This is a genomic window from Malikia sp., assembly GCF_028687635.1.
Classification (GTDB): Bacteria; Pseudomonadota; Gammaproteobacteria; order Burkholderiales; family Burkholderiaceae_C; genus Malikia.
The window spans coordinates 1-13,774 of sequence record NZ_JAQTZS010000014.1 but is presented as its reverse complement, the minus strand read 5'-3'; the positions used below and the strand labels follow the sequence as shown (position 1 = coordinate 13,774).

Annotated in this window: 11 protein-coding genes and 1 pseudogene; 7 read left to right on the top strand and 5 right to left on the bottom strand. The window is 68.9% G+C overall.

Features of this window, described 5'->3' with window-relative positions:
* Positions 1-8: 8 nt before the first annotated feature.
* Complete coding sequence (locus PHR85_RS09865; protein ID WP_300053701.1) at positions 9-869, top strand: TIGR02285 family protein; 861 nt, start codon at positions 9-11, stop codon at positions 867-869.
* A gap of 84 nt (positions 870-953) precedes the next feature.
* Positions 954-4,124: a response regulator gene (locus tag PHR85_RS09860; protein ID WP_300053699.1), complete on the top strand. Its 3,171-nt coding sequence runs from the start codon at positions 954-956 to the stop codon at positions 4,122-4,124.
* Between the two features lie 7 nt (positions 4,125-4,131).
* On the opposite strand, the gene PHR85_RS09855 is transcribed toward PHR85_RS09860, so the two are convergent.
* Together PHR85_RS09855 and PHR85_RS09850 are read right to left on the bottom strand one after the other, a co-directional pair.
* On the bottom strand, positions 4,132-5,307 hold the full coding sequence (locus PHR85_RS09855; protein ID WP_300053697.1) for an MFS transporter: 1,176 nt from the start codon (positions 5,305-5,307) through the stop codon (positions 4,132-4,134).
* Positions 5,308-5,312: 5 nt separating this feature from the next.
* A complete protein-coding gene (locus PHR85_RS09850) occupies positions 5,313-6,341 on the bottom strand; it encodes a TrkA family potassium uptake protein (RefSeq protein ID WP_300053695.1) in 1,029 nt (342 codons plus the stop codon).
* A gap of 203 nt (positions 6,342-6,544) precedes the next feature.
* Between PHR85_RS09850 and PHR85_RS09845 the strand changes: the two genes are divergently transcribed.
* Together PHR85_RS09845 and PHR85_RS09840 are read left to right on the top strand one after the other, a co-directional pair.
* The gene (locus tag PHR85_RS09845; protein ID WP_300053693.1) at positions 6,545-7,540 is read left to right on the top strand and encodes a flavin reductase family protein; all 996 of its coding nucleotides are present in this window, start codon (positions 6,545-6,547) and stop codon (positions 7,538-7,540) included.
* 80 nt (positions 7,541-7,620) lie between these two features.
* A complete protein-coding gene (locus PHR85_RS09840; RefSeq protein ID WP_300053690.1) occupies positions 7,621-8,163 on the top strand; it encodes an RcnB family protein in 543 nt (180 codons plus the stop codon).
* Between the two features lie 71 nt (positions 8,164-8,234).
* Here the strand turns inward: PHR85_RS09840 and PHR85_RS09835 are convergent, their stop codons facing one another.
* The gene (locus tag PHR85_RS09835) at positions 8,235-8,438 is read right to left on the bottom strand and encodes a hypothetical protein (protein WP_300053687.1); all 204 of its coding nucleotides are present in this window, start codon (positions 8,436-8,438) and stop codon (positions 8,235-8,237) included.
* A gap of 143 nt (positions 8,439-8,581) precedes the next feature.
* Positions 8,582-9,223 (bottom strand): DedA family protein, encoded by a 642-nt coding sequence (locus tag PHR85_RS09830; RefSeq protein WP_300053684.1) that lies wholly within the window; start codon positions 9,221-9,223, stop codon positions 8,582-8,584.
* A gap of 159 nt (positions 9,224-9,382) precedes the next feature.
* Between PHR85_RS09830 and mutL the strand changes: the two genes are divergently transcribed.
* From mutL to miaA, 3 genes are read left to right on the top strand one after another with little or no spacing between them, the layout of a single operon-like run.
* Positions 9,383-11,368, top strand: a complete 1,986-nt coding sequence (mutL, locus tag PHR85_RS09825) for a DNA mismatch repair endonuclease MutL (RefSeq protein WP_300053818.1) — start codon at positions 9,383-9,385, stop codon at positions 11,366-11,368.
* Between the two features lie 27 nt (positions 11,369-11,395).
* Positions 11,396-12,613, top strand: coding sequence for a Bcr/CflA family efflux MFS transporter (locus PHR85_RS09820; protein WP_300053681.1), 1,218 nt, complete (start codon positions 11,396-11,398; stop codon positions 12,611-12,613).
* A gap of 21 nt (positions 12,614-12,634) precedes the next feature.
* A complete protein-coding gene (miaA, locus tag PHR85_RS09815) occupies positions 12,635-13,657 on the top strand; it encodes a tRNA (adenosine(37)-N6)-dimethylallyltransferase MiaA (protein WP_300053678.1) in 1,023 nt (340 codons plus the stop codon).
* Here miaA and PHR85_RS09810 read toward each other — a convergent pair.
* Positions 13,644-13,774 (bottom strand): annotated as a pseudogene (locus tag PHR85_RS09810) (electron transfer flavoprotein subunit alpha/FixB family protein); the annotation flags it as partial. The gene miaA and the pseudogene PHR85_RS09810 sit on opposite strands and share 14 nt — an antisense overlap.

Genomic DNA, 13,774 nt, shown 5'->3' with positions numbered 1-13,774 from the left:
AAAAACCGATGAGACGCTGGCATCCCCTGATCGCCCTGCCCCTGCTGCTCGCGGCGGGCGCCAGCCAGTCGCAGATCGAGTCGAAGAGCATCATCTGGATGCGCAGCAGCTTCACACCGATCACCATCGTGGAGGGGCCGGACCAGGATCAGGGCTACGTCGATCGCTGGCTGGCCCTGGTCGAGGGCCGGTTGCCGGATTACCGCTACCACCACGTCACCGCCACGACCCAGCGCGCGATGGACGAGATGAAGACCCGCCCCAACATCTGCTCGCCGGCCTTCCTCAAGACGCCGGAGCGCGAGGCGCTGTTTGTCTACAGCCGGCCCTACCTGCAGATGCTGCCCAACGGGATGATCACCACGCAAGCGAAGCTCGACTTCCTCCAGCCCTTCCTGGACAAGTCCGGCCAGCTCAGGCTCGACGCGCTGCTCGGCTCGGGGCGCTTTCGCATCGCCGCGCAAGTGCAACGCAGCTACGGCGCGGCCATCGACCAGGCACTGACGGCCCATGACCGCGCGGTGGTACGGCAGCATCAGCAGAGAACGCTCACCAGCAGCCTCAAGGCCATGGCGACGAACCGGGCTGACTTCGACGGCTACCTGGGCTATGCGGTCGAATTTGAATATTACGTGCGCCAGCTCGACATCGGCCCCCACCTTTTTACCTTCCTGCCGGTGGCCGGCCAGCCCCTGCTGTTGCCGGCGTACCTGGCCTGCTCGCGTTCCCCCGAGGGAGAAGCCTTCATCCGCCGCGTCGATGCGCTGATGGACGACCCAGCGCTTCAGCAGCAGACCGCCGCCTACTACCGGGCCTGGCTGCCTCCCGCCGTCGCGCGCTACTGGGACCGGATCAGACCGCAGCGTTAGCGTTTTCATTGACGACGACGATGCCAGCAGGCAGGATCGAACGCAATGAGCCGGCCACCATGAAGATGGTGAAAATAAAATCTTATGAACGAAGTCAAGATCTGCCTGCTGCGGCGCGCGAACTGGTCGGTGCTGTCAGCCTGCCCAGGCATCTTGCCGCTGCTGGGCTACGGAACTGATGATTTCGTGAGTGGGCGCATCTCGTTGCCGGGCCTGATCCACCCGGACGACAGCGACCTGGCCGCAGTGCTGTTCTCGGCCGATGGCGGCCGATCGTCCGGAGTGCTCAGCCTGCGCCTGCGCCAGGCGGGCGGGCGGGTCCGCTGCGTCAGGGCGAGCTACGCCAGATCCCCGGCACGCGACAGCGGGATCATGCTGGAGCTGCGGCTGCAGGACGCCAAGAGCCTGCCGCGCACGCTGGACGATGCGTCGCTGACGGCCAATTTCCAGGCCATGATGGAGAACACCGACGACTTCATCTACTTCAAGGACCGCAACCATGTCTTCACCGGCGCCAGCCAGACGCTGGTGACGATCTGCAGTCCGGCCGCGCACTGGACCGACCTGCTCGGGCAGACCGACTACGACGTGTTCCCTGAGACGCTGGCCAACAGCTACTACCGCCTCGAAAAGCAGGTCTTCGCCGGCCTGCCTGTCGCGCACGAGGTCCAGCGCATCCTCACCAAGGACGGCCAAGCCGGCTGGGTCGACAACCGGAAATACCCGATCCGCAACCAGGACGGCGAGATCATCGGCCTGTTCGGGGTGGCGCGCGACATCACGCGCAATATCGAGGCCGAGCAGTCCGAGCAGAAAGTGCAGCGCGCCCTGCGCCTGCTGAGCGACTGCAACTTCGCCATGGCCAGATCCGACTCCGACACCGAACTGCTGACCGAAATCTGCCGCGTCGTCGTCGAGTCCGGCGGCTACCGCATGGCCTGGATCGGCAGTGCCGAGCCGGACGCCGGCAAGACCGTGCGGCCGCTGGTGTCCTGGGGCGCGAACGACGGCTACCTGGCGGATATCCAGATCAGCTGGGACGCCGCTTCGCCCTGGGGCCGAGGCCCGACCGGCGAGGCCATCCGCAGCGGCCTGCCGCAGGTCAACCAGAACTACCTGGACAATCCCCAAATGGCGCCTTGGCGTGAGATGGCGATCCGGCACGGTTACCAGTCCAGCATCGCGCTGCCCATGATCCTGCCGGAAGTCGGTACTTTCGGCGCCATGATGCTCTACGCCCGCGAGGCCGACGCCTTCTCGCCCGAAGAGGTCACACTGCTGCTGGAACTGGCTCGCAACGTGGCGTTCGGCGTCGAGCGCCTGCGCGAACGGGTGCGCCGCTTCGCCGCCGAGTCCGCCAGCGAAGCCAAGAGCGCCTTCCTGGCCAACATGTCGCACGAGATCCGCACGCCGATGAATGCCGTCATGGGCATGACGCTGCTGGCGCTCAGGGCCGATCCGCCCCCCAGGGTGCGCGGCTACCTGCAGAAGATCCAGTCGTCGAGCCAGCATCTGCTGGGCGTGATCAACGACATCCTCGACATCAGCAAGCTCGAAGCCGGCAAGGTGGCGCTGGAACGGGTCGCGTTCGGGCTGGAGAAGGTGCTCGACGACGTGGCGTCGGTCATTGCGGAAAAAGCCGAAAGCAAGGGACTGGAACTCATCATCGAGGTCGCCGACGACGTGCCAATGGACCTGGTGGGCGATCCGCTGCGGCTGGAGCAGGTGCTGATCAACCTGGTCAGCAATGCCGTCAAGTTCACCGAGCGCGGCGAGATCGCGATCAGCGTCTCGGTGCAGGAGCACCATCGCGGGGAGGTGGTGCTGCATCTTGCCGTGCGCGACACCGGCATCGGACTGTCGCAGCAGCAGCAGGACCTGCTGTTCCAGACCTTCCAGCAGGCCGACAGCTCGATCACCCGCAAGTACGGTGGCTCCGGGCTGGGCCTGTCGATCTCGAAGCGGCTGACCGAATTGATGGGAGGCCGGATCGGCGTGGACAGCCGTCCCGGCATCGGATCGACCTTCTGGTTCACCGCCTGCCTGGAGTTGGACCATGCCAGCCCGAGGCGGCCAGGGGTCAGGAGCGAACGGCGCGGACTCAAGCCCCGGGTCGCGCACGACCAGGAGCCGACGGGCCTGCAAGCCTTGTCGCCCACCACCGAACTGCAGGGCGCGCGCGCCTTGCTGGTGGAGGACAACGAGCTCAACCAGGAGGTAGCGACCGAGTTCCTCGAAGCGCTCGGACTGCGGGTGGATCTGGCCGGGAACGGCGCGGTCGCCTTGCGCCAGGTCCAGCGTCAGGATTACGACGTCGTGCTGATGGACATGCAGATGCCGGTGATGGACGGGCTGAGCGCGACGCGCGAGATCCGCCGGCTGCCCGGCTTGCAGGGCCTGCCGATCCTGGCGATGACGGCCAACGCGATGGCCAGCGACCGCCAGCGCTGCCTGGAGGCCGGCATGAACGACCATATCGCCAAGCCCATCGCGCCGGAGGAACTGCTGGCCAAGCTGCGGCGCTGGGTCAAGCCCGCGCCCGGGCGTGCCGCCAGCGCGGCGGCACGCAGCGCCGAGGCCACGCGCCAGCCGGCGCAGGACAAGGACAAGGACAAGGACAAGGACAAGGACAAGGACAAGGACAAGGACAAGGACAAGGACAAGGAAGGCTGGACGGCGCTCGCACGGGTCGACGGGCTCGATGCCCGGCTCGGGCTGAGCCAGGCCGCCGGGCGCTGGCCGCTCTACCGCAGCCTGCTGGCCAAGTTCGTCGCGGATCAGGCCGCCGCGCCGGACCGGCTGGCGCGGGCCATCGCGGCGTCGGACTGGAGCGAGGCCGAGCGCGTGGCCCATACGCTCAAGGGGGTCTCGGCCCAGATCGGCGCCTTGCCGCTGCGCGAGGCAGCGCAGCGCCTGGAACAGGCGCTACGGGAACGCCGGCCCGCCGCCGCGCTGGAGCGGTTGCTGCAACCAGCCGTGCAGCAGCTCACGCAGCTGAACGCAGCGATTTCGGCCTGCCTGCCCAGACCGGAGCAGGCCGGGAATGCCGAGACGCTGGATGCCGCGCAATGGCCACCGTTGCGCGCCCGGCTGCTGGCCCTGCTGGAAGCCTGCGACACCGATTGCCTGTCCTTGTTCGAGGCACAGGCCGGCCAGATCCGCGCGGCGCTGGGGGAGCGCTACGAACAGGTGGCCCAGGCCGTGCGGGGATTCGACTTCGCGGCCGCGCTGGCCGAGCTCAAGCAGCGGCCCTGAGCACGGATCAGGGCCGGGCCGCCTGGGCCTGGCGCCAGCCGAGCGCGGCCCACAGGGCGGCCAGGGCCTGCACCAGCAGCATGACCGACACCACGCCGATCCAGCCCCGGCCTTCATAGGCCAGGCCGGCCACCAGGGCGCCCACCGCCCCGCCGGCGTAGTAACTCATGTTGTAGAGCCCGGTCGCCAGCGAGCGGCCCTGGCTCACCTGGCTCGCGATGAAACTGATGGTGGAGGCCTGGCAGACGAAGATGGCCGAGGAACATATGGCCAGGCCGAGGATGATCGCCGGCAGCCAGGGCAGCAGCGTCAGCAACAGGCCGGCAGCAGACAGCAGCAGCGCAATCAGCAGGACGCGCAGGAAGCCGTGGCGCTGCATCAGCCGCCCCGCGACCGGCGTCACCAGCACGCCCAGCAGATAGACCGTGAAGACATTGGCCAGACCGGCGGGCGAAAGCCTGAATGGAGCGCCGGCCAGATAGAGGTTCACATAGGTGAAGCTGCCCACCAGCGAGAACAGCACGCAAAAACCCACCGCGCAGGCCGCCAGCAGGCGGGGGTTGCTCAAATGGCTGCGCAGCACGGCCAGCGCGCTGCGCAGGTCGCGGCTGGGCACGAAGTGGCGCGACCGGGGCAGCCGCCACAGCACCAGCAGCGCCCCCACCAGGTTCAGCGATGCCAGGGCCACGAAGGCGCCCTGCCAGCCAAACCAGTGCGCGGCGTAGCCGGCGATGAAACGGCCCGAGAAGCCGCCCATGACGCTGCCCGCGACATAGGTGCTGATCATGCGCGCCACACCGCCCGAGGCCTGGAATTCCTCGCCGACGTAAGCCAGCACCACCACCACGATGCCGGGCACCGCGAGCCCTTGCAGGAACCGAAGCCCGATGATCTGCGGCAGGCTGTCGGCCAGCGGAATCAGCGCCGTCGGCAGCGCCATGGCGAACAGCGAGCCGCAGATGATGCCCTTGCGCCCCCAGGCGTCCGACAGCATGCCCATGAAGGGCGACAGCAGCGCCACCGCCAGGATGGTGGCCCCCACCGTCAAGCCCGCCTGCACCGGCGTGGCATCGAATTCGGCCATCAGCAGCGGCAACACCGACTGCATCGAGTAGACGTTGACGAAGGCAAAGAAGCCGATCAGCCAGATGACCGGCCTGGAAGCGACGAGCGGGCGACTCATGCGGATCAGGAGCGCGGGGCCAGCCTGCGCTCGAGCTCCTGACGCCCGCCGGCATTGCCCATGATCAGCAGGACCTGGCCGGGCCCGAGCTGGAAATCGTCGCCTGGATTGAGTTCGAGCCGTCCGCCGACACGCACGCCCAGCAGCACGTAGTCCGCGCTGCGCCGGCCCAGTTCGCTCAGTCGAGCCGGTGCGTGACCCTCGGGCACGCTGACCTCCTCGATGCGCGTGTTGAGCTCCGAGCGCAGCATCTCGTCGAGAAAGGACACCACATGGGGCCGGATCATCGAGGAGGCGATCCGCATGCCGCCGGTGAAGTCGGGCGACACCACCACATCGGCACCGGCGTTGCGCATCTCGTGGCAGCGCGCGACGATGCGCACGGCCGGGTTGAGCTGGCGCGCGGTCAGGCAGATCATCAGGTTGAGGCTGTCGTTGCCCGTGACGGCAAACACGCCCCGGGCATCGGCGATGTCGGCGCGCAGCAGGAAGTCGTCGTTGGAGGCGTCGCCCTGGATGTAGAGCAGCCCGGGCTGGAGCTCAAGGAAGCGCCCGAGCTCGTCGGCGCTGGGCTCGATCGCGACGAAGCGGTGGTCCGAGGCGATCAGCTCGGTCGCGACGTTGCGCCCGACACGGCCGAAGCCGCACAAGATGTAGTGATCCTTGAGCTTGAGTATGGCTTTTTCCATTCGGCGTCGGCGCAGCGCTTCGTTGAGGTCGGTTTCGAGGAAGAAAACGGTCAGGCTGGAGAAGATGAAGGTCAGCGTGCCAAAGCCCGCGAAGGACACGAAGGCGGCGAACAGCCGGCCGGCATCGCTGTGCGCGAGATCGACCACCTCGCCGTAGCCCACGGTCGTGATCGTGATCGCCGTCATGTAGAAGGCGTCGAACGGATCGGTGCCCGCGGCGCCGAAGTACAGGAAGCCCAGCGTGCCGAGCAGCAACTGCAGCATCAGGGCAGCGAAGGCCCAGCCCATGCGCCGCAGCACGCGATGGCTCTGGCCGGTCGAGGCGATCTGCTGCGCAAGGTCCATGCTGGAGTGCGGCGTTCAGCGCGCCACGGCGGCGAGGCGTTCGAGTTCGTCGCTGACGAGTGGGATTCGGTCGATGGCAGGCATGGGGCGTCAGTATAGTCGGGGCGGTATGGCGCCGAGCCAAGCAGCCCATTGCCTGCGGAGGACAAGGATCAGCCGCTATGATTCCGTCCCCCCCTTCACCCCGACACCGAGACCACCCCATGAGCCAGGCCAGCGCAAATTTGTCACGCGATGCAGCGGTGCATGACGCTGCGGCGCGCAGCTTGATCGAGGCCGGCGACCCGGCAGCCGACGGGCGCGCGCTGCGGCGCTGCCTGGGCCAGTTCCCGACTGGCGTGACGGTCGTGACCGCGCGCAACGGCGAGCGGCTGGTCGGCATGGCCGTCAACTCCTTCGCCGCCGTCTCGCTCGCGCCGCCGCTGGTGTTGTGGTCGATCCGGCGCGAATCGAGCAGCGCGGCGGACTTCCTGCGGGCGGGCCACTACGCGGTCAGCGTGCTGGCGGACGATCAGGTCGAGCTGTCCCAGCTGTTCGGGTCCTCGCACCCCGAGCGCTTCGAGCGCGCGCCCTGGCAGGCTGGCCGGCATGGCGCGCCGCTGTTGAGCGGCGCGATCGCCCATCTGGAGTGCCGCCTCGAACAGGTCCACGAAGGCGGCGACCACCTGATCCTGGTCGGCCATGTCGAGCGCTACGCGCGCCATGAAGGCGCGCCGCTGCTGTTCACGCAGGGCCGCTACGGGGTCGCGCAGGAACACCCCGCGCTGGCCGAGGCGGCGGCCTCGTCCGAGGCGGCGATCGGCCCGAACCTGACCGACTCCGAGCTGCTGCGCCAGCTGGTCTACGCCAGCCAGCAGCTCTCGCTGGACTTCGAATCGCACCGCCAGGCACTGGGTCTGACGATGCCGATGTCGCGCCTGCTCACCCGCTTGCGGCAAGGTCCCTGCAGCACCGCCGAGCTGGCGCATTCGACCTACCTGGAGCAAGACGAGGTCGCGGACGGACTGGCTGGACTGATGCAGCAAGGGCTGCTGTGCCTGCGCGCCGACGGACTGCGGGAGCTCAGCGCGGCGGGGCGTGAGCGCCAGGCCGCGATCGCCGGCTCCGCCAACCACTACATGAAGGACAAGCTCGACGGCATGGCCGAGGCCGACATCGCCGCCTTCAAGCGGGTGCTGCAGGCCCTGGGACGGGACTGAAGCCAGGACCCGCTCCGGCCTTGAACGGGGACGGCAATTGCGGCCTAATGATCCTGCCTGATTATTTAGGAAGGAAGATCATGAGTTTTACCAAGATCGCCGCCATGGCACTGTGCGCCAGTGCCGTCACCCTCTCAAGCTGGGCTGAAAAGCCCGACTGGGCCGGTGGCCAGGGGCACAAGCGCGAACAGATGCGAGAACAGATGCGCGAGCACGATCCCGCCGGCTACGGCGCGGACCAGGACCGGGGGCGCAACGCTCGACGCGAGGACGCTCAAGATGGCCGCGCGCGCCATCCAGGCGCCAGCGGCGCGCGGTTCGGCGAGCGGCACCGGGAGTCGGTGCGCGACTACTTCGAGCCCCGGGTCAGGGCCGGCCGCTGTCCGCCCGGCCTGGCCAAGAAGAACAACGGCTGCCTGCCGCCCGGCCAGGCCAGGAAATGGGCGCTGGGCCAGCAACTGCCGCGCGATCTGGTGCGCTATCCGCTGCCGGTCGAGCTGCGACGCCAGCTCGGCCGCCCGCCCGCCGGCTACGAGTATGTGCGGGTGGACAACGATATCCTGCTGCTGATCATCGGCACCGGCATGGTGGTGGACGCGATCGAGAACCTCGGCGGGTTCTAGCCAGAAACGAAGAGGGCTGCCTGCGGCAGCCCCTTTCGGTTTCACGCCCCCTGGCGTCTGAACAGGCTGGATCAGTGGCCGCCGCCGGACGGGTGGCGGCGCGATTGCGTCTGGTTGCTGCCGCCCACGTTCGACTCGCGGTCGCTGCGGCTTTCGGGCGTGCGGTGGCCCTGGTTGAGCTGGGTGGCATCCTGCTCGCCCATCTTGTTGTGGTCGTTCTCGACCTTGCGCGCGTGCGGCTCCTGCTGGTCGGCCGGGCTATGGTGCTTTGTCATGTTCGTCCCCCTTGGTTGATAAGGCAAAAATGATCATCGGATGGCCATAACTTACCGGAATCGGGGCCGCTGCGCTAGCCCCAGGCCAGATACAGACGAAAAATCCTGAACCGACCCGTTCCCGTGAAAGGTGGATGCGCCGGTCAGGCGGGCTGGCGGCTGGCGCGCCAGGCACCGAACAGCGCGATCAGCCCCGGCACCAGGATCAGCGCCCAGATGATCTTGCTCAGGTTGGCCTGCACCCAGGGCATGTTGCCGAACCAGTAGCCCGCCAGCGTCAGGCCGCAGACCCAGAGCAGGCCGCCGCCGACGTTGTAGGCGCTGAACTTGGGGCGCGACATCGCGGCCACCCCGGCGACGAAGGGCGCGAAGGTACGGATGAAGGGCATGAAGCGCGCCAGCACGATGGTGATGCCGCCATAGCGCTCGTAGAAGGCATGGGCCTGGTTGAAGGCCTTCTTGTTGAAGAAGCGCGAGTCCTCCCACTGGAACACCTTGGGGCCGAAATAGCGTCCTATGGTGTAGTTGAGCTGGTCGCCGAGTATGGCCGCGAGCGCGAGCAGGCCCATCGCCAGCGGCAGGCTGATCAGGCCGGCGCCGGCCAGCGCGCCAACGATGAACAGCAGCGAGTCGCCTGGCAGGAAGGGCATGACGACCAGGCCGGTCTCGACGAAGATGACCAGGAACAGCAGGGCATAGACCCAGGCGCCATAACTGGCGACGAAGGCCTGCAGATGCTTGTCGACGTGGAGGATGAAATCGATCAGAAAGGGAATGATGTCCATGGTACGTGATTATCCGTTCCAAGCGGGCTGGCGGCAGCGAAGCGGCCGCCCACCTACAATCCAGGGGTGAATTCCAGCCACAGCGCCCGCCCCCCGCCAGACACAGCCTTTTCTGCCGCTTCTGCCCCCCCTGCCGCCGCCGCGCCACCGCGCCGCCCGATCCGCGAACTGCCCGACGAGCTGATCAGCCAGATCGCCGCCGGCGAGGTGGTCGAGCGCCCGGCCTCGGTGGTGCGCGAGCTGATCGACAACGCGCTCGACGCCGGCGCGCGCCAGATCACGCTGCGGCTGCTGGCCGGTGGCGTGCGGCTGATCTCGGTCGAGGACGACGGCAGCGGCATCCCGCGCGAGGAGCTGGGCTCCGCGCTCAAGCGCCACGCGACCAGCAAGATCGGCAACCTGGCGGAGCTCGAATCGGTCCACACCATGGGCTTTCGCGGCGAGGCGCTGGCGGCGATCCACTCGATCGCCGACGTCAGCCTGCTGTCGCGCGAGGCCGGCAGCGAGGACGGCCACGCCTGGATGCTGCACGGGCGCACCGGCGAGCTGTCGCCGGCGGCGCGCACCCACGGCACGACGATCGAGGTGCGCGAACTGTTCTACACCACGCCGGCGCGGCGCAAGTTCCTCAAGACCGACGCGACCGAACTCGCGCATTGCCTGGAAGCGGTGCGCCGCCATGCGCTGGCCCGGCCCGATGTGGGCTTCGCGGTCTGGCACGAGGGCAAGCTGGTCGAGCAGTGGCGCGCCTGCCACCAGGATGATGCCCAGGCCGCGCTGACGCAGCGGCTGGGCGACGTGCTGGGCCAGGACTTCATCGAGCAGAGTCTGGCGCTGGACTGGCGGAGCCAGGGCATCCGGGCCTGGGGCCGCGCCGGGTTGCCGGACGCCGCCCGCGCGCGCGCCGACCGCCAGTTCGCCTATGTCAACGGCCGCTTCGTGCGCGACAAGGTGATCGCGCACGCGGCGCGCAGCGCCTACGAGGACTTGCTGCACGGGCAGCGCCAGCCAGCCTACGCGCTGTTCATCGAGATCGATCCGACCCGGGTCGACGTCAACGTGCACCCGACCAAGATCGAGGTGCGCTTTCGCGACGGGCGCGAGGTGCATCAGGCGGTGCGCCACGCGATCGAGAACGCGCTGGCCGCGCCGCGCTCGACGGCGGCGGACAAGCCTGCTGGCCAGGCCGGCCATGACCTGACGACCGGGAACCCTCCAGCGGAGAGCCGCACCGGCGTCGCTGAGTCGCCGGCAGCCACGCCCGCGCTGGCCATGCCTAGGGTTCAGCTCGGACTTGGCATCCAGCACCCGCCGCCAGCCGCAGGCAAGAACTGGAATGCCCCCTGGAGCCGGCCCGAGCCGGTCGGCCACAAGGTCGAGGACCTGTCACTGCTCTGGCAGCCTGGGCACGCTCTGGACTCGACTCCAGCACCACAAGGCGGACAAGCCGGAGACGCGGCGGCCGATCGGCCACCGACGGCCTGGAAGCCCGCACAGGAAAGCGCCACCCCAGCATCAAGCGCCGACGCAGCGCAGCCGCCAGACGCCGGCCACTGGCCGCTGGGCCGCGCGATCGCCCAGCTGCATGGCATCTACCTCCTGGCGGAAAACGCCCAGGGCCTGGTGCTGGTCGACATGCACGCGGCGCACGAGCGCATCGTCTATGAACGGCTCAAGCAGCAGTTCGACGCCAGTGACGGCGCCGGGCTGCAGAGCCAGCCGCTGCTGATCCCGGCCACCTTCGCGGCCACGCCGGCCGAGATCGCCAGCGCCGAGACCGGCGCCGAAGCGCTGCACCGGCTGGGGCTGGAGATCTCGCCCTTCTCGCCGCGGACGCTGGCGGTGCGCGCGGTGCCCGCCGCGCTGGCGCAGGGTGACATCATCGAGCTCGCGCGCGGCGTGCTGGCCGAACTGGCACAGTACGACGCCTCGACCGTGGTGCAGCGCGCGCGCAACGAGCTGCTCGCGACCATGGCCTGCCATGGCGCGGTGCGCGCCAGCCGTCGCCTCACGCTGGAGGAGATGAACGCCCTGCTGCGCCAGATGGAGTCGACCGAGCGCAGCGACCAATGCAACCACGGCCGCCCGACCTGGCGCCAGCTCGCCCTGCGCGAACTCGATGCGCTGTTCCTGCGCGGACGCTGAAAAATGACCCCCCAAGCCTCCCGGCGCATGTCGCCCACCCTCGTCGTGCTGCTGCTGTCCCTGCTGATGGGGCTGCAGCCGATCGCGACCGACCTCTACCTGCCCTCGCTGCCCGACCTGACGCGCCAGCTGAACGGCAGCATGGCGCAGGCCCAGCTGACCCTGACCGCCTTGCTGCTGGGCTTTGGCCTGTCGCAGCTGGTCTGGGGGCCGCTGTCCGACCGCTTCGGTCGCCGCCCGGTGCTGATCATCGGCATGAGCCTGTTCACGCTGGCTTCGGTCGGCGCGACGCAGGTGGGCTCGATGGACGCGCTGATCGGCTGGCGCTGCCTGCAGGGCCTGGCCATGGGCGCCTCGATGATGGGCGCCCGCGCCGTGATCCGCGACCTGTATCAGCCGGCGGACGCCGCGCGCGTGATGTCCAAGGCGCTCGGCGGTCTCGGGCTGATCGCCTGTTTCAGCGGACCGCTGGGCGGCTGGCTGGCACAGCACCTGGGCTGGCGCGCGGCACTGGCTGGCGTCGCGCTGTTTGGCGCCGTCGTGCTGACGATGCTGCTGTGGCGCCTGCAGGAGACACTGGAGCAACCCGACCGCGAGGCGCTGCAACCGGCCCGCCTGCTGACCAACTGGGGCGTGATCCTGCGCCACCCCACCTTCTGGTGCCAGGCGATGATCTCGGGCTTCTCCTTCGGCGGCCTGTTCGCCTTCCTGTCGCTGTCGTCCTTCGTGCTGGTCGGCGACTTCGGCCTGAGCCAGTCGGCCTTCGGTCTGGTGATGTTCTCGATGTCGCTGCTCTACATCACCGGCACCTTCGTCTGCCGCCGGCTGCTGACGCGGCTGGGGCTGCGCCGCACCATCGCGGTCGCCGCCGCCTTGAGCCTGACGGGCGGCCTGGGGCTGGCGCTGGGCACCTGGCTGGAGCTCGCATCGACCTGGGCGGTGGCGCTGCCGTTTGGCTTCTACATCATGGCGCATGGCATCCACCAGCCCTGCGCCCAGACCGGCTCGGTCGCGCCCTTCCCGCAGGCGGCGGGGGCCGCTTCGGCCTGGAGCGGCTGCCTGGCCATGGTGCTGGCCTTCGGCAACGGCCAGACGCTGGGCTGGTTGATCAGTCACGACTGGGTCACGCCGCGCCAGGCGCTGGGCTGGGGGGTGCTGTTCTGGGCCGTGCTGGTCGCGCTCAACGCCTGGACCGCCGTGCAGCGCTACGGCGAGGTGCGTGCACCACTGAAACGTCACAGCTGATCCGACCCCAAGCGACCCGACATGACCCGCACCCCTGACACCCCACCAGATGCCAGGCCCGCCTGGCTGGCGATCGCCGGCCCGACCGCCTCGGGCAAGACCGCGCTGGCGCTCGCGCTGGCCCAGCGCCTGCCGGTCGAGATCATCAGTGTCGACTCGGCGCTGGTGTTTCGCGGCATGGACATCGGCACCGCCAAGCCCAGCCAGCAGGAGCTGGCCTCGGCGCCGCACCACCTGATCAACATCCGCGACCCGCTGCAGGCCTACAGCGCGGCCGAGTTCGTGCGCGATGCCCACCAGTTGCTCGGCGAAATCCGCGCGCGCGGTCGCCTGCCGCTGCTGGTCGGAGGCACCATGCTCTATTTCAAGGCGCTGTTCGAGGGACTCGACGAAATGCCGGCGGCCCAGCCCGAACTGCGCGCCGAGATCGAGGCGCAAGCCGGACAACTGGGCTGGCCCGCGCTGCACGCGCAGCTGGCCGAAGTCGATCCGGTCACGGCGACCAGACTGTCGCCCAACGACAGCCAGCGCATCGGGCGCGCGCTCGAGGTCTGGCGCGCCAGCGGCCGGCCGATCTCGTCCTTCCACACGCGCGACAAGGCGGCCGAGGCGAACCGCCCGCTGCAGGTCGACGGCCAGCCCGGGCTGCTGTTCTCGCTGGAGCCGGTCGAGCGGGCCTGGCTGCATGGCCGCATCGCCGAGCGCTTCGACGCGATGCTGGCGCAGGGTTTCATGGCAGAGATGCAGGCCCTGCGCGCGCGCGGCGACCTGTCGCCTGATCTGCCGGCCATGCGCTGCGTCGGCTACCGCCAGGCCTGGGAGGCGCTGGACGGCGCCGAACGCGCGGGGCGCCAGGAACTGGCCGCGTCGGAGCTGGCCGAACTGCGCGAGCGCGGCATCTTCGCGACACGCCAGCTCGCCAAGCGCCAGCTGACCTGGCTGCGCGGCATGCCGCGGCGCAGCGTGGTGGTCTGCGACCAGCCAGGCGCCATGCAGCAGGCGCTGGCGGTGATCGAGACCGCGCTGCGGCTTACAGCGCCTTGACCAGCTCCGGCACGGCCGTGAACAGGTCGGCCTCCAGCCCGTAGTCGGCCACCGAGAAGATCGGTGCCTCGGCGTCCTTGTTGATCGCCACGATCACCTTGGAGTCCTTCATGCCCG

Coding starts and splice junctions, on each gene's coding strand:
- PHR85_RS09850 (WP_300053695.1), bottom strand. CDS start 6,341: ATGGACCTTGCGCAGCAGATCGCCTCGACCGGCCAGAGCCATCGCGTG.
- PHR85_RS09830 (WP_300053684.1), bottom strand. CDS start 9,223: ATGGACATCATTCCCTTTCTGATCGATTTCATCCTCCACGTCGACAAG.
- PHR85_RS09865 (WP_300053701.1), top strand. CDS start 9: ATGAGACGCTGGCATCCCCTGATCGCCCTGCCCCTGCTGCTCGCGGCG.
- miaA (WP_300053678.1), top strand. CDS start 12,635: ATGACCCGCACCCCTGACACCCCACCAGATGCCAGGCCCGCCTGGCTG.
- PHR85_RS09845 (WP_300053693.1), top strand. CDS start 6,545: ATGAGCCAGGCCAGCGCAAATTTGTCACGCGATGCAGCGGTGCATGAC.
- PHR85_RS09860 (WP_300053699.1), top strand. CDS start 954: ATGAACGAAGTCAAGATCTGCCTGCTGCGGCGCGCGAACTGGTCGGTG.
- PHR85_RS09820 (WP_300053681.1), top strand. CDS start 11,396: ATGTCGCCCACCCTCGTCGTGCTGCTGCTGTCCCTGCTGATGGGGCTG.
- PHR85_RS09835 (WP_300053687.1), bottom strand. CDS start 8,438: ATGACAAAGCACCATAGCCCGGCCGACCAGCAGGAGCCGCACGCGCGC.
- PHR85_RS09855 (WP_300053697.1), bottom strand. CDS start 5,307: ATGAGTCGCCCGCTCGTCGCTTCCAGGCCGGTCATCTGGCTGATCGGC.
- PHR85_RS09840 (WP_300053690.1), top strand. CDS start 7,621: ATGAGTTTTACCAAGATCGCCGCCATGGCACTGTGCGCCAGTGCCGTC.